A 17,458-nucleotide genomic window follows, 5' to 3' on the forward strand; every position below is an offset into this window, starting at 1 on the left:
AAATGCAAAAGATTCGCAAAGGCGACAAGGTCGTCGTTCTGGCCGGCAAGGACAAGGGCCGTTCGGGTGAAGTCGTCCGGGTCATGCCCAAGGACGACAAGGCAGTCGTTCGCGGCGTGAACATGATCCGCCGTCATCAGAAGCAGTCCCAGTCCCAAGAGGGCGGGATCATTACCAAGGAAGCGCCGATCCATTTGTCGAACATCGCGCTGGTCGACCCCAAGGACGGAAAGCCGACCCGCGTCGGTTTCCAGGTCCAGAAGGACGGGACCAAGGTGCGCGTGGCAAAGCGCTCGGGAGAAGTGATCAATGGCTAAGGCAGAATATCAGGCCCGCTTGCGCTCGGTCTATGACGAGACCATTCGCAAGGCGCTGCTCGAAGAATTCAAATACGACAACGAGATGGAAGTACCCCGTCTCGACAAGATCGTCCTGAACATGGGTGTCGGTGAAGCGACGTCGGACTCGAAGAAGCCTTCGGTTGCCGCCGCCGATCTGGCGCTGATCGCCGGTCAGAAGCCGGTCATCACCTATGCGCGCAATTCGATCGCCGGCTTCAAGGTCCGCGAGAAGATGCCGCTCGGCGCCAAGGTTACCCTGCGCAAGGACCGCATGTACGAGTTCCTGGACCGTCTGGTCACGATCGCGCTGCCGCGCGTCCGCGACTTCCGCGGCCTGAACCCGAAGAGCTTCGATGGCCGTGGCAACTACGCCATGGGCATCAAGGAACACATCATTTTCCCAGAGATCGCCTATGACAAGGTCGACCAGATCTGGGGTATGGACATCATCGTTTGTACGACTGCGAAGACGGATGACGAAGCCCGGGCACTGCTCAAGGCTTTCAACTTCCCCTTCCGCCAGTAACGGCAGCGAGAAAAGGAAAAATCTGAAATGGCAAAGACCAGCTCAGTCGAGAAAAACAACAGGCGTCGCAAGCTTGTCGAGCAGAGCGCTGCAAAGCGTAAGGCTCTCAAGGCGACGATCATGGACAAGAGCCTTCCGATCGAAGATCGTTTCCGGGCGCAGCTGAAGCTTGCTGCAATGCCGCGCAACACGTCCAAGACCCGCATTCGCAACCGTTGCGAGATTACAGGCCGTCCGCGCGCCTATTATCGCAAACTGAAGATGTCGCGTATTGCATTGCGCGAACTTGGCTCGCTGGGCGCTGTCCCGGGCCTGGTCAAGTCGAGCTGGTAAGGAGCACACGACATGTCACTAAGTGATCCTCTCGGCGATATGCTGACCCGCATCCGCAACGCCTATGGCCGCAAGAAGTCGAAGGTTTCGACGCCGGCCTCGCGTCTGCGTGCCCGTGTTCTCGACGTTCTGAAGGCGGAAGGCTACATCCGCGACTACAGTCAGGTCGACTATGACAACGGCAAGTCGGAAATCGAGATCGAACTGAAGTATTTCGACGGCGCACCGGTGATCCGTGAGATCGCCCGCGTGTCGAAGCCTGGCCGCCGCGTTTACGTGTCGGTCAAGTCGATCCCGCAGGTGGCCAACGGCCTCGGCATTTCGATCCTGTCGACGCCGAAGGGCGTGATGGCGGACCATGAAGCGCGCGAACAGAATGTCGGCGGGGAAATCCTCTGCCAGATATTCTAATCGGGCGAACATAAGACAGAAAGAACGAGGACAACAACATGTCTCGTATTGGCAAGAAACCCGTTCCGTTGCCCCAGGGCGTGACCGCTTCCGTCGACGGCCAGACCGTCACGGCAAAGGGCCCCAAGGGCGAACTGAAGTTCGTGGTCAACGACGAAGTGCTGGTCAAGTTCGAGGACGGCCAGATCGCCGTTCAGCCGCGTGACCAGTCGAAGGTCGCCCGCTCCAAGTGGGGCATGTCGCGCACGCAGATCGTCAACATCCTCAACGGCGTCAAGGATGGCTTCGAGAAGAAGCTTGAGATCAGCGGCGTCGGCTATCGTGCGGCCCTGCAGGGCAAGAACCTGCAGCTCGCGCTTGGCTTCAGCCATGACGTGGTCTACCAGACGCCGGAAGGCATCACGATCACCGTGCCGAAGCCGACCGAAATCGTCGTCACCGGTATCGACAAGCAGGCGGTTGGCCAGGTTGCGGCCGAGATCCGCAAGTATCGCGAACCTGAGCCCTACAAGGGCAAGGGCGTGAAATATGCTGGCGAGAAGATCGTCCGCAAAGAAGGCAAGAAGAAGTAATTACAACGCCGCGGTGCGCGGTCGCGGGAGGCGCATTCGCCTACCGCACATGGCCGCACCCGTCCAAGAAGGCAAGGAACAGACATTATGGCTTCCAAGGAAACCACCCAGCGCCGCGCCGCGCGCGTTCGCCGTCAACTCAAGAAGGTCTCCGGCGACCGTCTGCGTCTGTCGGTCTACCGTTCGTCGAAGAACATCCACGCGCAGATCATCGACGACTCGAAGGGCCACACCGTTGCTGCCGCTTCGACCCTCGAAAAGGACATCAAGGGCTCGCTGAAGACCGGCGCCGATGTCGCGGCTGCTGCCGCTGTTGGCAAGCTGCTTGCCGAACGCGCCTCCAAGGCCGGCGTCACGGAAGTCGTCTTCGATCGTGGCCCGTACATCTATCACGGCCGCGTCAAGGCGCTTGCCGAAGCCGCCCGCGAGGCCGGCCTGAGCTTCTGATCCGATTTGTTGCGAGGCGCGTGGCGCCTCGTCGCATGATCGACAGTTGAAATAAGTCCGGCTCTGTTATAGACGCCGGACTTCAGTTTTTAACCCCCGTGCTTCCGGAAAAAAACAAGGAACAGGATATGGCACAAGAACGTAGGGATGACCGCAACCGCGGCGGTCGTGACCGTGAAGAGCGCGACAGCGAATTTGTCGACAAGCTCGTCCACATCAACCGCGTCGCCAAGGTCGTCAAGGGCGGCCGGCGCTTCGGTTTTGCGGCACTCGTCGTCGTCGGCGACCAGAAGGGCCGCGTCGGCTTTGGTCACGGCAAGGCGCGCGAAGTGCCTGAGGCTATCCGCAAGGCAACCGAATCGGCAAAGCGCGACCTGATTTTCGTCCCGCTGCGTTCGGGCCGTACCCTTCACCACGATGTCGAAGGCCGCCATGGTGCTGGCCGCGTCCTGCTGCGCTCCGCCAAGGCCGGTACCGGTATCATCGCCGGTGGTCCGATGCGCGCTGTTTTCGAGACGCTCGGCATGCATGACGTCGTCGCCAAGTCGATGGGTTCGTCGAACCCGTACAACATGGTGCGCGCGACGTTCGATGCGCTGAAGAACCAGATGCATCCCAAGGATGTGGCTGCTCAGCGCGGCATCAAGTATTCGACCCTTCAGGCGCGTCGCGGCTCTGCCGTCGCCGCCGAAGAATAGTCGGACGGGCAAGGATTACGACCATGGCTAAGAAAGCTACCAAGACGATCACGGTCGAGCAGATCGGCAGCCCGATCCGCCGCCCGAAGGAACAGCGCGCAACGCTGGTCGGCCTCGGCCTCAACAAGATGCATCGCCAGCGTACCCTCGAGGATACACCCTCGGTGCGCGGCATGATCGCCGCAGTGCAGCATCTCGTCCGCGTCGTGGACGAGAAATAAGCCGGGCGCAGGAGAAAGATCATGAAACTCAACGAACTGCGTGACAAGGACGGCGCAACCCATTCGAAGAAGCGTCTCGGACGCGGCATCGGCTCGGGTTCGGGCAAGACTGCTGGTCGCGGCGTGAAGGGCCAGAAGGCTCGTTCGGGCGTTGCCATCAACGGCTTCGAGGGTGGTCAGATGCCGCTTTACCGGCGTCTGCCGAAGCGCGGCTTCAACAACATCTTCGCAAAGAGCTTTGCGACGGTGTCGCTGGCCCGCATCCAGACCGCGATCGATGCCAAGAAGCTCGACGCCAAGGAAACCATTACGGCTGACGTGCTGGTCAAGGCCGGCGTTATCCGCCGCGTCAAGGACGGCGTGCGTCTGCTTAGCGATGGTGAACTGAAGAGCAAGGTTTCTTTCGACATCGCCGGCGCCTCCAAGGCAGCCATCGAGAAGGTCGAAAAGGCCGGTGGCTCGGTGAAGGTGCCTGTAAAGGCAGCTGAGGCCGAGTAACAATATCGGATCAAGCGGCTGCCATCATCGGTGGCCGCTTGCATCTTTGCCGTCCGGAGCCTATCTCGTGGCTTCGTCGACACGTGCCGCCCGGCGCGGGCTTTCGAGCGTGACCAAGCGGAGACTTTTGCATGGCATCGGCTGCTGAACAACTTGCATCGAATCTGAATTTCGCAGCCTTCGCCAAGGCCGAGGATCTCAAGAAACGCATCTGGTTTACCCTGGGCGCGTTGCTGGTCTACCGGCTCGGCACCTACATTCCGCTTCCCGGAATCAATCCCGACGCATTCGCCCAGGCGTTCAATTCGCAGTCCGGCGGCGTTCTTGGCATGTTCAACATGTTTGCCGGTGGCGCGGTCAGCCGCATGGCGATCTTTGCGCTCGGCATCATGCCGTATATTTCCGCCTCCATCATCATGCAGCTCATGACGTCGGTCATCCCGTCGCTCGAAGCGCTGAAGAAGGAAGGCGAGCAGGGCCGCAAGGTCATCAACCAGTACACCCGCTACGGCACCGTGCTTCTCGCTCTCGTTCAGGCCTACGGTATTTCGGTCGGACTTGAGGGCGGCAACGGCATCGTCGCCGATCCTGGGCTGTTCTTCCGCGCCTCGACCGTCATTACGCTGGTCGGCGGCACCATGTTCCTGATGTGGCTCGGCGAGCAGATCACCGCACGCGGCATCGGCAACGGCATTTCGCTCATCATCTTCGCCGGCATCGTTGCAGGCCTTCCGCATGCCATCAGCGGCACGCTGGAACTCGGCCGCACCGGCGCTCTGTCGACCGCGCTGATTCTCGCGATCATCATTCTGGCTATCGTCGTCATCGCGCTGATCGTCTTCTTCGAGCGCGCCCAGCGCCGCCTGCTGATCCAATATCCGAAGCGCCAGGTCGGGAATCGTATGTTCCAGGGCGATACGTCGCACCTGCCGCTGAAGCTCAACACCGCCGGCGTCATTCCGCCGATCTTCGCCTCGTCGCTGCTGCTCCTGCCGGCGACGGTTGCAGGCTTCTCGGCCACGACCAACATGCCTGCCTGGGCAAGCACGATCCTGTCTGCTCTTGGCCATGGACAGCCGCTTTACATGGCTTTCTATGCCGCGATGATCGTGTTTTTCGCCTTTTTCTACACCGCTATCGTCTTCAATCCGAAGGATACGGCCGACCAGCTCAAGAAGCATTCCGGCTTCATTCCGGGCTATCGCCCCGGTGAGCGTACGGCCGAATATATCGACTACGTGCTGACCCGCATCACGGTCATCGGCGCCATCTACCTCGTGCTTGTCTGCCTATTGCCCGAATTCCTGATTTCGGCCACTGGCGTTCCATTCTATCTTGGTGGAACATCGCTGCTCATCGTCGTCAGCGTCACGCTCGACACGGTTGCGCAGATCCAGGGTCATCTGATCGCCCATCAGTACGAAGGGCTGATCAAGAAATCCAAGCTTCGGGGAGGGAAGAGAACTAAATGAGGCTGATATTGCTTGGACCGCCGGGGGCGGGCAAGGGGACGCAGGCACAGAGGCTCGTCGAAAAGCACGGCATACCGCAGCTTTCCACCGGCGACATGCTGCGCGCGGCAGTTGATGCCGGAACCGAGGTCGGCAAGCGCGCCAAGGCTGTGATGGACGCCGGCGAGCTGGTTTCAGATGCCATAGTCAATGCCATCGTTGCCGAGCGCATCGATCAGGCCGATTGCGCGCGGGGGTTCATCCTCGATGGATATCCGCGCACTCTGGCTCAGGCAGACGCGGTCCAGTCTATGCTGGCAGATCGCTCCCTGGCATTGAACGCCGTTATCGAGCTCGTTGTCGATGACAGGGCTTTGGTTGGCCGCATCGTCAAGCGCGCTGAAGAAGCCAAGGCTGCCGGTCGGCCGGTGCGCAAGGACGACATTCCGGAAGTGTTCGAGGAACGCCTGCGGGAGTATTACAAGAAGACAGCCCCGCTGATTGGCTACTACTATGCCAAGGGCATGCTGAAGTCGGTTGACGGCATGGCGGAGATCGAAACCGTCACTTCGCAGATCGAATCTATCCTTTCCGAAACGGTGAAGAGAAATAAAGTCAGCCAACCTGTTGACTGATTGACTCTTCTGGACTATAGCGGCCCGTCTCCCATTCAGGCGTCAGGTTGGCTTGTCCGTTAGGATGAGGCGCTCGCATTGAACCAGGAACACCCGCAAGGGCCGGTCTCCACCGGACGCGGGTCAACAATAACGCCGGCTTGACCGGCTTACATGGAGAAGAAAATGGCCCGTATAGCTGGCGTCAATATTCCGACCAACAAGCGCGTAGTCATCGCGCTGCAGTACATCCACGGTATCGGCAAGAAGTTTGCCGCCGAGATCGTCGAGAAGGTCGGCATCCCGGCCGAGCGCCGCGTCAATCAGCTTACCGACGCTGAAGTTCTTGCAATCCGCGAAACCATCGACCGCGACTATCAGGTCGAGGGCGATCTGCGCCGCGAAGTTTCGATGAACATCAAGCGCCTGATGGACCTCGGCTGCTACCGCGGCCTGCGTCATCGCCGTTCGCTTCCGGTTCGTGGCCAGCGCACGCATACCAATGCGCGCACCCGCAAGGGTCCCGCCAAGGCAATCGCCGGCAAGAAGAAGTAATTTAGGGGAATAAGGGAATAGGGGAGTAAGGCAGTAGGTTTTGGGTTCGTCCCTATTCTCCTGCTGCAGTATTTCCCTGCTCCCCTCTCTCCTGGTGTAGCCGCTGGTATTACGGCGGTGACGAGATCAACTGAAAGGACCATCATGGCCAAGGAAGCCGCACGAGTTCGCCGCCGCGAACGCAAGAATATTTCGTCGGGTGTCGCTCACGTCAACTCGACCTTCAACAACACGATGATCACCATCACCGACGCACAGGGCAACACCATTGCCTGGTCGTCGGCCGGTGCTCAGGGCTTCAAGGGCTCGCGCAAGTCGACGCCGTTCGCCGCCCAGATGGCAGCCGAAGACGTCGCCAAGAAGGCGCAGGAACACGGCATGCGCATGCTGGAAGTCGAAGTCTGCGGTCCGGGTTCGGGTCGTGAATCGGCTCTGCGCGCGCTGCAGGCCGGTGGCTTCACCATCACCTCGATCCGTGATGTGACGCCGATCCCGCACAATGGCTGCCGCCCGCGCAAGAAGCGTCGCGTCTAGTTTGTGATTTCATCGCCGCATAAGCGCATTGGGCGCTTGTGCGGTTTTTCCAGATCGCCCGCCACGATTGGATGGTGGCGGGGAACCGGAAGGAAGACAAAATGATCCAGAAAAATTGGCAGGAACTGATCAAGCCGAACAAGATCGAGTTCTCGTCGAAGAAAAAGACTTTGACCACTCTGGTCGCAGAGCCGCTCGAGCGGGGCTTTGGCCTGACGCTCGGCAACGCGCTGCGTCGCGTACTTCTGTCGTCGCTGCGTGGCGCTGCCGTCACCGCAGTTCAGATTGACGGCGTTCTGCATGAGTTCTCTTCGATCGCCGGCGTGCGTGAAGACGTGACCGATATCGTGCTCAACATCAAGGAAATCGCCATCCGCATGGAAGGCGACGGCCCCAAGCGCATGGTTGTGCGCAAGCAGGGTCCGGGTGCTGTTCTGGCTGGTGACATCCAGACCGTGGGCGACGTCGAAATCCTCAACCCCGACCACGTCATCTGCACGCTGGACGAGGGCGCTGAAATCCGCATGGAGTTCACCGTCGACACCGGCAAGGGTTACGTGCCGGCAGACCGCAACCGCGCCGAAGACGCGCCGATCGGCCTTATCCCGGTTGACAGCCTCTACTCGCCGGTCAAGAAGGTCTCCTACAAGGTCGAGAACACCCGCGAGGGCCAGGTTCTCGATTATGACAAGCTGACCATGACGATCGAGACCAACGGCTCGGTTACCGGCGAAGATGCCGTGGCTTTCGCCGCGCGCATCCTGCAGGACCAGCTTGGCCTGTTCGTCAACTTCGACGAGCCGCAGAAGGAAGTTGCCGCCGAGCAGGTTACCGAGTTGGCGTTCAATCCGGCTCTGCTCAAGAAGGTCGACGAACTCGAGCTTTCGGTGCGTTCGGCCAACTGCCTGAAGAACGACAACATCGTCTATATCGGCGACCTGATCCAGAAGACCGAAGCCGAGATGCTGCGCACCCCGAACTTCGGCCGCAAGTCGCTGAACGAGATCAAGGAAGTTCTGGCTGCGATGGGTCTCCATCTCGGTATGGAAGTGGCCGACTGGCCGCCGGAAAACATCGAAGATCTCGCCAAGCGTTACGAAGATCAGTATTGAGGCGTAGGCCTCGTGAACCAGGATTTAAAGGAGTAGGGCCATGCGCCATGGATTTGCCGGACGCCGGCTAGGCCGCAGCTCAAGCCACCGCCAAGCGATGTTTGCCAATCTGGCAGTTTCGCTGATCGAGCATGAGCAGATTACAACGACGCTTCCCAAGGCGAAGGACCTGCGTCCTATCGTCGAGAAGCTGGTGACACTGGGCAAGCGCGGCGACCTGCACGCTCGCCGTCAGGTCATCGCACAGATCGGCAACGAGGCCGTCGTCAAGCGTCTCTTCGACACGCTGGCGCCGCGCTATGCCACCCGCAACGGCGGCTATCTGCGCATCATGAAGGCCGGCTTCCGTCACGGCGACAACGCCGCGATGGCCGTGATCGAGTTCGTCGATCGCGACACCTCGGCCAAGGGTGCAGGCGACCGCGCCCGCGTCGAGGCTGAAGAAGCCAATTCGGAATCCGAAGCCGCATAATCCGGCTTTTTGCATCACTGAATTTTGCGAAGGGGCCCTTGCGGCCCCTTTTGCTTTTTGATGGGTTGCAGCGCTATCCTTGCCTATGACGACAAGATCGATTGTTGCAGGCATGGCGACTGTTTTCGTAGCGTTGATGATTTCGGCCAGTGTCCTGATTGCGGGAGAGAGGAACGACATGCTCTTGGAAGCTGCTGCCGCCGGTAATACTGACGAGGTGAGAACCCTTCTGGCGCAGGACGTGAAGGTTGACGTTCGTGACCGTGCAGCGCGAACGCCTCTTTTGTTGGCTACCCGAGCGAACCACGTCGAGGTTGCCAAGGCGCTCATCGAAGCGGGTGCGGACGTCAATGCCAAGGACGTCATCAAGGATACACCGTTCCTCTATGCCGGTGCGGAAGGACGCAATGAAATCCTGAAGGCGATACTGGCAAGCGGAAAGGCCAATCTCAAGGATACCAACCGCTACGGTGGCGTCGCCCTCATTCCGGCCTCGCACCATGGCTACCCGGATACGGTGCGCATCCTGCTCGAAACCGATATCGACATCGACCACGTCAACAATCTCGGCTGGACCGCGCTGCTGGAGGCTGTGATCCTTGGCGATGGTGGCGAGATTTACGAGGAAATCGTCGAACTGCTTGTGTTTGCGGGCGCCAAGAATATTTCCGATCGCGATGGCAAGACACCGTTGGACCATGCGCGTGAACGCGGTTTCTCGGAGATGGCTGTCAAGATCGCTACCGGCGTGGCCACTCGTGGAGGAGCGGAACTTGCCACGAAGGAGGAGCTACAGCGAATTGAGCAAGTGCTGGCTGCTACGGCTGCCAAAGATTGGACTACCTTCAAATCGCTTTCGGACGAGCCTTTTTCAAACGAGGAGTCGATGCTGGGGCAATTCGGTTTGCTGAAGGGTCTTTCCGATTTCGATTTGGGCGATTGGCAACGAAGCCTGCATGTTTCTGTCCACAACGATGGCAGTCGCTCGCTGGAAGTGAGACTTCCGCCCAAGGAGGGCGGTACTTCACCCGCGGTTTTGTACCTCCATGGCCAGGGCACAGTCCTCAATGTCCGGACATTCTTCCCGGGGAACCAGTGGTAAGAATGGAGATTATTTCGAGCTTAGCTTCTCAAGGGCCCGTCAAGCCTTTCATTTTGCACATTCATCGTGACAATGGCGCGCTTGCCCTGGAGGATTCGTATGGTCGCCAAAAGATTGCCGTTTGTCCTGATTGCCGCCTGGCTATCTGTCGCTGCTGCGTTTGCAGCCGGACCTGTTCTGGCACAGGAAACACCGGCCCCTGAGGCCGCTCCTGCGCCGCAGGTGGCACCAGCGCCGGCGCAACCGCCGGCAGCACAGGCACCGGAGGCCAAGCAGCCGGATCAGCCGGGCCTGAAGGAAGTGCTGAATGAGCTTCTGAAGAGCGTCGAGGAGCCGGCACCGCCGCCTGCGCCGCAAGGACGCCGCCTGCCGTTCGGCCGCCCCGAAATCCAGCTTTCCTTCGCGCCGCTGGTCAAGGACACCGCGCCGGCAGTCGTCAACGTCTACGCCTCGCAGCAGGTGCGCGTGCGCTCGCCCTTCGCAGGCGACCCGTTCTTCGAACAGTTTTTCGGCAGCCAGTTCGGTGGCCAGGCGCCTCAGCGCATGCAGTCGTCGCTGGGCTCGGGCGTGCTGGTCGATCCGAGCGGCATCGTTGTCACCAACAACCACGTCATCAACAATGCCGACGAGGTCAAGGTCGCGACTTCCGACGGCCGCGAATTCACCAGCAAGGTGCTGCTCAAGGACGAGTCGCTCGATCTTGCCGTGCTGAAGATTGATGATAGCAAGCCGTTCCCATCCATCCCGATCGGCGATTCCGATGCGCTGGAAATCGGCGACCTGGTGCTCGCCATCGGCAACCCCTTCGGCGTCGGCCAGACCACGACCAGCGGCATCGTCTCGGCGCTGGCCCGCTCGCATATCGGCGTGTCGGATTTCGGCTTCTTTATCCAGACCGATGCGGCGATCAATCCCGGCAATTCCGGCGGCGGCCTCATCAACATGACCGGCCAGCTCGTCGGCATCAACACCGCCATCTACAGCCGCAGCGGCGGCTCGATCGGCATCGGCTTCGCCATTCCCTCCAACATGGTGCGGGCGGTCGTCGAATCGGCCAAGCAGGGCAGGGACTATTTCGAGCGACCGTTCATCGGCGCTGCCTTCGAGCCTGTCACGGCAGCGATTGCCGAGTCGCTCGGCATGCCTAAGCCGACCGGCGCGCTCGTCTCTTCGGTTATCCCTGATGGGCCTGCCGCCAAGGCCGGCCTGAAGCCGGGTGACGTGGTTCTGTCGCTCAACGGCGTTGCCATCGAGCATGTCGATGCGCTGGGCTATCGTCTCGCGACGATCGCCATCGACGCTCCCGCCAAGCTCAACGTTTTGAGCCAGGGTGCCGAAAAGACGGCGGACATCACGCCCGTGCGGCCACCGGCAGACGCGACGCCGGCGCAGGTTACCATTGGCGGCCGCAGTCCTTTTTCGGGCACCAAGGTGGCGTCGCTATCGCCGCGGCTGGCGCAGCAACTCGGCCTTAAGGCCGAAACGACGGGAGTCTCGGTCGTTGATATCGACCGCAATTCACCGGCCGCGCGTTTCGGCCTGCAGCCGCGCGATATCATCCGCGAGGTGAATGGTGAGGTCATAGACACGCCGCAGAAGCTGAAGCAGGTCGCGGAGCAGGACGCGCGCTGGTGGCGTTTCACGATCGAGCGCGACGGGCAACTGCTTCGCCAGATGCTGCGTTACTGACGAGCACCCCATGGCCGACTTGTTCAAGGCCGACGAACCCGACAAAGCCCCGCCCGGCCGGCCGCTTGCGGACCGGTTGCGTCCGGCAAGCCTCGGCGAGGTCGTCGGCCAGGAACATCTGACCGGCGAGGACGGCGCGCTGACGCGCATGATCCGATCCGGCTCGCTCGGCTCGATGATATTCTGGGGACCGCCCGGAACCGGCAAGACGACGGTCGCGCGGCTGCTCGCCGGCGAGACCGGACTGGCCTTCGAGCAGATTTCCGCGATTTTTTCGGGCGTTGCCGACCTGAAAAAGGTGTTCGAGACGGCAAGGCTGCGCCGCACCAATGGCCGCCAGACCTTGCTCTTCGTCGACGAGATCCACCGCTTCAACCGCGCCCAGCAGGATTCTTTTCTGCCCGTCATGGAAGACGGCACGGTTATCCTGGTCGGGGCGACGACGGAAAATCCATCCTTCGAGTTGAATGCGGCCCTTCTGTCGCGCGCGCGGGTGCTGGTGTTCCAGTCGCTCAGTGAGGAAAGCATCTTAAAACTGCTTCTGCGGGCCGAGGAGGCCGAAGGCAAGGCGTTGCCGCTCGACGACGAGGCGAGGGCGGTCCTGATGCGCATGGCCGATGGCGACGGCCGCGCGGCACTTACGCTTGCCGAGGAAGTCTGGCGCGCTGCGAGGCCGAGCGAGGTTTTCGACGCCGAGGGCCTGCAGCGCATCGTTCAGCGCCGCGCGCCGATCTACGACAAGGGCCAGGACGGCCATTACAATCTGATCTCCGCCCTGCACAAATCGGTGCGCGGTTCCGATCCCGACGCGGCGCTCTATTATCTCGCGCGCATGTTCGATGCCGGCGAAGACCCGCTCTATCTCGGCCGGCGACTGGTGCGCATGGCCGTGGAAGATATCGGCCTTGCCGACCCCCAGGCGCTGGTCATCGCCAATGCCGCCAAGGACGCCTACGACTATCTCGGCTCGCCGGAAGGCGAACTGGCCTTCGCGCAGGCCTGCGTCTATCTCGCCACTGCGCCGAAATCCAATGCCGTCTATACGGCTTTCAAGGCGGCAACGCGTGCGGCGAAGGAACATGGTTCGCTTCTGCCGCCCAAGCATATTCTCAACGCGCCGACCAAGCTGATGAAGAGCGAGGATTACGGCGCAGGCTATCGCTACGATCACGACGAGCCCGAGGCCTTTTCCGGCCAGGATTACTTTCCGGAAAAGATGGGCCGTCAGACGTTTTACGATCCGCCTGAGCGCGGCTTCGAGCGCGATATCAGAAAGCGGCTCGACTACTGGGCGAAACTTCGGCGGGAAAAATCGGGTCGCGGCGATTGATCGTAATTTTGCCAAAGATTCGGCGCTGCGATTGCGCCGCTTGATCGACAGGCGTTTCAACGACTTGTCATCGACATGTGCTTTGTACCGCAATTCCTTTTTCGGTAAGATTCATGGACAAGAAGTCTCTCAAGACCGCTCGCAAGATCGGCATAGCCGTGCTCATTCTGGCCGTGGCTTTCTATTTCATTCCCATCATCACCGCCTTGTTCCTGCTTTGCGGGCTGGTCGACGTGCTGCGCAACGACCGTAAGAACCATCGGCTGTTCAGCCTCTATTTCCTCGGCAACGGCATGTTCACCTGGTTGCTTTCACCCTTCAATCTCTTCGTCGACCTGTTGTCCTACAAGAACTGGGGCGTGTGGAAGCTGGAGCAGTTTCCCGACGACTATCGCCGCGAGGTGGATCAGGTCCTGGACGTCTTCAAGAGCCGGCAGGCCGAGATTATTGCCGATATCGATGCGAATTTCGAAAGCGGGCGTCGGGGCATGTATGTCTACCAATGGTATGGCAAGCAGCACATCGACAACGTTCCTGAGTTTACCCAGAAATTCAAATATATCAGGACGATAGCGGTATCCGTTTTCTCGGGACGTGAATCGACGTCCTACCATTTTGGTCCGCTGCGGCTGACCTTGCGCGTGCTCTACAATCTGGTTCCGGCAAAGACCGATCAGATCTTCATTGAATGCGGCGACGCCAAGCAGCTCTGGTACCAGAACCCCCTGTTCATCTTCGACGACACGCTGCTGCACCGCTCGGTCAACGAGCATGACGGCCGCCGCTATTGCGTGTTCATGGACATCATCCGTCCGTCTCCGGTTCCGGGCTTCCTGTCGGCAATGCTGTCGGTGATCTCGATCAGCGTCGATCGCATGAAGGCGATGTTCTACAAGAACTGGAAGATGATCGGTTCGCGCAAGCCAAAGGCGGCGGTGCCGGCCAAGTAACCGTATCTTTCGCGGCCGCACCCGATCCGCTATCAAGTCTGCCATGTATAATCTGGTCCTCGTCGCCATTGGCGGCGCCATCGGCGCGTCGCTTCGCCATCTCGTCAATCTCGCAGCGCTGAGGCTGGTGGGGATGACGTTTCCATGGGGCACTATGGCCATAAACATCGCCGGCTCCTTTGCGATGGGCGTGTTCGTCGAGCTTCTGGCGCGGCGCTTCGGTGCGTCGAACGAGGTCAGGCTGTTTGTTGCGACAGGCATTCTCGGTGGCTTCACGACGTTTTCGGCTTTTTCACTCGATTTTGCCGTACTTTGGGAGCGCGGAGCTGCACTTCCGGCCCTTGCATACGTGCTTGTCAGCGTAATAGGCGCTATTCTTGCCCTGTTTCTGGGATTGTGGCTCGTAAGAAGCGTCGGCTGATGCTATTGCGCCGGATTGAAACGGACATGGCACAATGGCAGGCGTAGAGCAGATCAAGGTCGAGGACGGCGAAACGGGCATGAGGCTCGATCGCTGGTTCAAGAACCACTTCCCCGGGCTGGGATTCGGACACCTTCAGAAACTGTTGCGCTCGGGCCAGGTCCGTGTCGATGGCGGGCGGGCAAAGGCCGACACGCGCGTCGAGCCGGGCCAGACGATCCGCATCCCGCCGCTCGATGTCGACAAGAAGGGCGGCGAGGGCATGCTGACCGGCCACTCCATCCGTAACCAGGATGATGGCGACGTGCTGGCCCAGATGCTGCTTTATGAAGACCCGAAGGTTTTCGTCTTCAACAAACCCGCAGGCCTCGCGGTGCAGGGCGGCTCGGGCGTTTCGCGGCATGTCGACGACATGCTGGAGGCCTGGCGCAGCAAGAAGGGCGAAAAGCCGCGCCTCGTTCACCGGCTCGACCGCGACACTTCCGGGGTTCTGGTGGTCGCGCGCACACGTCTTGCCGCGATGAAACTTGCCGAGGCATTCCGTGGTCGTGACGCCAAGAAGACGTATTGGGCGCTGGTCAAGGGCGTGCCGAAGAAGCGCGAGGACAAGATCTCCACATGGCTGATCAAGGAACCGACGCCGGATGGTGACCGCGTGCGCGTTGCCCAGCACGGCGAGCGCGGCGCCGATCATGCCGTCTCCTATTACCGCGTGCTGGAACAGGCAGCGCAGAGCCTGGCTTGGCTGGAGATGGAGCCGCATACCGGCCGCACGCACCAATTGCGCGTACATGCAGCCTATATCGGCTGCCCGATCATCGGCGATCCGAAATATTTCGAAGCCGACACCAATTGGGATTTTCCGGGCGGCATGCAGAACCGCCTGCATCTTCACGCCCGCCGTATCCGCATTCCACATCCCGACAAGGGCGTCATCGACGTGACCGCGCCGATGCCGCCGCATATGCGTCAGAGCTGGAACCTTATCGGCTTTGACGATGCAAACGGTGAGCAGGAAGCGTGAGCCACGCCGCGGGCACGATCGATCGCCGCGATTCCATCGACATGGCGGCGGCGGCCATCATGGTCGGGCTGACCTTTTCGTGGGGACTGAACGGCGTCGCCGCAAAAATTTCCTATGCCGGCTACGATCCGGTCTTTCTCTCGATCGCCCGCGCGGTCATTGGCGGTGCGCTCGTTCTGGCATGGTGCCGTTGGCGCGGCATTGCGCTCTTTAGGAAAGACGGCACGCTTGTTTCGGGCGTCGCGGTGGGCGTGCTTTTCGGTCTCGAATTCCTGTTTCTCTACATAGGCCTTGATCATACGACGGTTGCGCGCAACACGCTTCTGGTCAACACCATGCCGTTCTGGGTGCTGATCGGTGGACACTTCCTGCTTGGCGAGCGCATCACCACGCGCAAGCTGATAGGCCTTTTGCTGGCATTTGCGGGTCTGGTTGCAGTTTTTTCCGACAAGCTCGGGGCGAGCGGGACACTGATCGGCGATCTTATGAGTCTCGGCGCAGGCATTCTCTGGGCCTTGACCAATATCGTCATAAAGCGTTCGAATCTGACGAACACGAGCGCCGAGAAACTTCTGCTCTACCAACTGGCCGGGGCGGCGGTGGTCGGCGCATTCGTGCTGCCTTTCGCCGGCCCGTCCGTTCGCGAGTTCGCGCTGGTGCCGACGCTGGCGCTGCTTTTCCAGTCCGTCTACGTCGTAGCGTTCACCTATGTGCTTTGGTTCTGGCTGCTGCGCCGTTATCCCGCATCTGGCCTTTCGAGCTTTGCCTTCCTGACGCCGGCTTTTGGCGTATTATGCGGTGGTCTCATTCTCGGTGAACCGCTCACCGTCAGGATCTTTCTGGCGCTCGGACTGATTGCTATCGGCCTGATCGTCGTCAACAGGCCGCCGCGACGGCTGCCTCAGTGAGTGCAAGATGCGTGAAATTCTGAACGATCTCGAAATCAGCGACCTGCTGTCGGACCCGGATCCGATCCGCCGGGCGCAAAGCCAGCTGAAGCGGCAGTTACCGAAGCGGTTTTATAAAACCGTCGCGGTCGCGCCCGTCGAGGACGGGTTTGCCGTGCATCTCGACGGCAAGCCGGTTCGCACACCCGCCAAGGCGATCCTGACCTTGCCGACGGCCAAGGCGGCCGAACTGGTCGCCGCGGAATTTTCAGCGCAAGAGGAAAATATCGATCCGACGACCATGCCGGCGATGCGGCTGGTCAACACGGCGATCGATGGTGTCGCTACCGACCCGCAGGCCGTCCTGGAGGATATCCTGCGCTTCGCCTCGTCGGATCTTCTCTGCTACCGCGCCGAGGCGCCGGAAAAGCTGGTCGAGCGGCAGGCCGAAGCCTGGGACGGCGTACTGGATTGGGCTCGCGCTTCGCTCGGCGCGCGCTTCGTGCTGACCGAGGGCGTCATCCATGTCGAGCAGCCGCGCGAGGCGATCGGTGCAATCGGCATTCATCTCAGCCAGCGCGCAGAGCCGCTGAAACTTGCGTCGCTTCATGTAATGACGACGCTGACAGGATCAGCCCTGTTGGCGCTGGCGGTAGAGACCGGTGAGATAGACGCCGAGACGGGCTGGAACGCCGCGCATGTCGACGAGGACTGGCAGATCGAGCAATGGGGCCAGGATTCGGAAGCGGTCGCGCGGCGTAATTATCGCAAACGCGATTTCATGGCGGCGATCGCATTGCTTGAAGCGTTGAAAGCTTAAATGAGCGTTCCGGGCAATCCGGAACGCATTCAATCCTGGCTCGGAGGTTCAGCTCTTCAGATCGCGGTCGGCGCTCTGAACTGCTTCCTCATGATACCATGCGCTGCCGCAAGCAATATTGGGCAAACGCTTTGCTACGAGCTCTGTAACCGAGCCGGTTTTTCCATGAAAACTATCGGCCGTTGAGCGAACCTTCGCTTTGAAGGTGTAGATCTTGGCCGATTCACGATGAATGCCAGTACTAGTCATTGTCGTGTCTCTCCCTCGACGGCGCGATAGCCGCATTGGATAAAGAGAAGATAGGGCGTGCATCAGTTTTGTGCAATATGAACAGTAAAATATCTTGTTTTGCTCATTTTTTAGGCGATCTTATATTTGCCGGTTCGTGCGGCATCTTTGAACCATGTGCAGTGCGATAGGCCAAAGCGCATCTGCGAGCCTGGCAACTCT

At 60.3% G+C, this 17,458-nt stretch carries 24 protein-coding genes; 23 read left to right on the forward strand and 1 reads right to left on the reverse strand.

All coding sequences use genetic code 11. The features are described 5' to 3' along the window. Positions 1–2: 2 nt before the first annotated feature. From rplX to G6N74_RS02105, 23 genes are all read left to right on the forward strand, one after another. The gene (rplX, locus tag G6N74_RS01995; RefSeq protein WP_091913571.1) at positions 3–317 is read left to right on the forward strand and encodes a 50S ribosomal protein L24; all 315 of its coding nucleotides are present in this window, start codon (positions 3–5) and stop codon (positions 315–317) included. Then, on the forward strand, positions 310–867 hold the full coding sequence (gene rplE, locus G6N74_RS02000) for a 50S ribosomal protein L5 (protein ID WP_091913572.1): 558 nt from the start codon (positions 310–312) through the stop codon (positions 865–867). Before rplX ends, rplE begins: the two co-directional genes overlap by 8 nt. Before the next feature lie 27 nt (positions 868–894). Continuing rightward, positions 895–1,200, forward strand: coding sequence for a 30S ribosomal protein S14 (rpsN, locus tag G6N74_RS02005; protein WP_119817796.1), 306 nt, complete (start codon positions 895–897; stop codon positions 1,198–1,200). Between the two features lie 12 nt (positions 1,201–1,212). Further along, a complete protein-coding gene (rpsH, locus tag G6N74_RS02010) occupies positions 1,213–1,611 on the forward strand; it encodes a 30S ribosomal protein S8 (RefSeq protein ID WP_091913574.1) in 399 nt (132 codons plus the stop codon). A gap of 38 nt (positions 1,612–1,649) precedes the next feature. Further along, positions 1,650–2,183 (forward strand): 50S ribosomal protein L6, encoded by a 534-nt coding sequence (rplF, locus tag G6N74_RS02015; RefSeq protein WP_091913575.1) that lies wholly within the window; start codon positions 1,650–1,652, stop codon positions 2,181–2,183. Positions 2,184–2,270: 87 nt separating this feature from the next. After that, entirely contained in the window at positions 2,271–2,630 is a 360-nt protein-coding gene (gene rplR, locus G6N74_RS02020; RefSeq protein WP_165113669.1) for a 50S ribosomal protein L18, read from the forward strand. A 128-nt stretch (positions 2,631–2,758) separates the two neighbouring features. After that, positions 2,759–3,328 carry a 30S ribosomal protein S5 gene (rpsE, locus tag G6N74_RS02025; protein ID WP_091913577.1) on the forward strand — a complete coding sequence of 190 codons (570 nt, stop codon included), beginning with the start codon at positions 2,759–2,761 and terminating at the stop codon, positions 3,326–3,328. A gap of 23 nt (positions 3,329–3,351) precedes the next feature. Beyond that, a complete protein-coding gene (gene rpmD / locus G6N74_RS02030) occupies positions 3,352–3,549 on the forward strand; it encodes a 50S ribosomal protein L30 (RefSeq protein ID WP_091913578.1) in 198 nt (65 codons plus the stop codon). A gap of 21 nt (positions 3,550–3,570) precedes the next feature. After that, positions 3,571–4,047 carry a 50S ribosomal protein L15 gene (gene rplO, locus G6N74_RS02035; RefSeq protein ID WP_165113671.1) on the forward strand — a complete coding sequence of 159 codons (477 nt, stop codon included), beginning with the start codon at positions 3,571–3,573 and terminating at the stop codon, positions 4,045–4,047. A gap of 131 nt (positions 4,048–4,178) precedes the next feature. Then, positions 4,179–5,519 carry a preprotein translocase subunit SecY gene (secY, locus tag G6N74_RS02040; RefSeq protein WP_165113674.1) on the forward strand — a complete coding sequence of 447 codons (1,341 nt, stop codon included), beginning with the start codon at positions 4,179–4,181 and terminating at the stop codon, positions 5,517–5,519. After that, positions 5,516–6,133 carry an adenylate kinase gene (locus tag G6N74_RS02045; protein WP_165113676.1) on the forward strand — a complete coding sequence of 206 codons (618 nt, stop codon included), beginning with the start codon at positions 5,516–5,518 and terminating at the stop codon, positions 6,131–6,133. The genes secY and G6N74_RS02045 overlap by 4 nt, the downstream gene beginning before the upstream one ends. 165 nt (positions 6,134–6,298) lie before the next feature. Continuing rightward, entirely contained in the window at positions 6,299–6,667 is a 369-nt protein-coding gene (gene rpsM / locus G6N74_RS02050; RefSeq protein WP_165113678.1) for a 30S ribosomal protein S13, read from the forward strand. A 144-nt stretch (positions 6,668–6,811) separates the two neighbouring features. Further along, positions 6,812–7,201: a 30S ribosomal protein S11 gene (gene rpsK / locus G6N74_RS02055; protein ID WP_091913583.1), complete on the forward strand. Its 390-nt coding sequence runs from the start codon at positions 6,812–6,814 to the stop codon at positions 7,199–7,201. Between the two features lie 101 nt (positions 7,202–7,302). Next, positions 7,303–8,313 carry a DNA-directed RNA polymerase subunit alpha gene (locus G6N74_RS02060; RefSeq protein WP_091913584.1) on the forward strand — a complete coding sequence of 337 codons (1,011 nt, stop codon included), beginning with the start codon at positions 7,303–7,305 and terminating at the stop codon, positions 8,311–8,313. Between the two features lie 40 nt (positions 8,314–8,353). Then, positions 8,354–8,785: a 50S ribosomal protein L17 gene (gene rplQ / locus G6N74_RS02065; protein ID WP_091913585.1), complete on the forward strand. Its 432-nt coding sequence runs from the start codon at positions 8,354–8,356 to the stop codon at positions 8,783–8,785. Positions 8,786–8,897: 112 nt separating this feature from the next. Then, positions 8,898–9,887 (forward strand): ankyrin repeat domain-containing protein, encoded by a 990-nt coding sequence (locus G6N74_RS31355; protein WP_205826488.1) that lies wholly within the window; start codon positions 8,898–8,900, stop codon positions 9,885–9,887. 99 nt (positions 9,888–9,986) lie between these two features. Then, positions 9,987–11,576, forward strand: a complete 1,590-nt coding sequence (locus G6N74_RS02075) for a DegQ family serine endoprotease (protein ID WP_165113682.1) — start codon at positions 9,987–9,989, stop codon at positions 11,574–11,576. 10 nt (positions 11,577–11,586) lie between these two features. Further along, positions 11,587–12,906, forward strand: coding sequence for a replication-associated recombination protein A (locus G6N74_RS02080; RefSeq protein WP_165113684.1), 1,320 nt, complete (start codon positions 11,587–11,589; stop codon positions 12,904–12,906). Positions 12,907–13,019: 113 nt separating this feature from the next. Then, entirely contained in the window at positions 13,020–13,856 is an 837-nt protein-coding gene (locus G6N74_RS02085; RefSeq protein ID WP_165113686.1) for an aspartyl/asparaginyl beta-hydroxylase domain-containing protein, read from the forward strand. Positions 13,857–13,899: 43 nt separating this feature from the next. Continuing rightward, positions 13,900–14,277 (forward strand): fluoride efflux transporter CrcB, encoded by a 378-nt coding sequence (gene crcB / locus G6N74_RS02090; RefSeq protein WP_165113689.1) that lies wholly within the window; start codon positions 13,900–13,902, stop codon positions 14,275–14,277. A 34-nt stretch (positions 14,278–14,311) separates the two neighbouring features. After that, entirely contained in the window at positions 14,312–15,301 is a 990-nt protein-coding gene (locus G6N74_RS02095; protein ID WP_165113691.1) for an RluA family pseudouridine synthase, read from the forward strand. Positions 15,302–15,342: 41 nt separating this feature from the next. After that, a complete protein-coding gene (locus G6N74_RS02100) occupies positions 15,343–16,209 on the forward strand; it encodes a DMT family transporter (RefSeq protein WP_165114414.1) in 867 nt (288 codons plus the stop codon). Positions 16,210–16,216: 7 nt separating this feature from the next. After that, positions 16,217–17,008 (forward strand): ATP12 family chaperone protein, encoded by a 792-nt coding sequence (locus G6N74_RS02105; protein WP_165113693.1) that lies wholly within the window; start codon positions 16,217–16,219, stop codon positions 17,006–17,008. A gap of 48 nt (positions 17,009–17,056) precedes the next feature. On the opposite strand, the gene G6N74_RS02110 is transcribed toward G6N74_RS02105, so the two are convergent. Beyond that, positions 17,057–17,257 carry a DUF2735 domain-containing protein gene (locus G6N74_RS02110; RefSeq protein WP_165113695.1) on the reverse strand — a complete coding sequence of 67 codons (201 nt, stop codon included), beginning with the start codon at positions 17,255–17,257 and terminating at the stop codon, positions 17,057–17,059. Between the last annotated feature and the right edge of the window lie 201 nt (positions 17,258–17,458).

The organism is Mesorhizobium zhangyense, assembly GCF_011045115.1.
Classification (GTDB): domain Bacteria; phylum Pseudomonadota; class Alphaproteobacteria; order Rhizobiales; family Rhizobiaceae; genus Mesorhizobium_M; species Mesorhizobium_M zhangyense.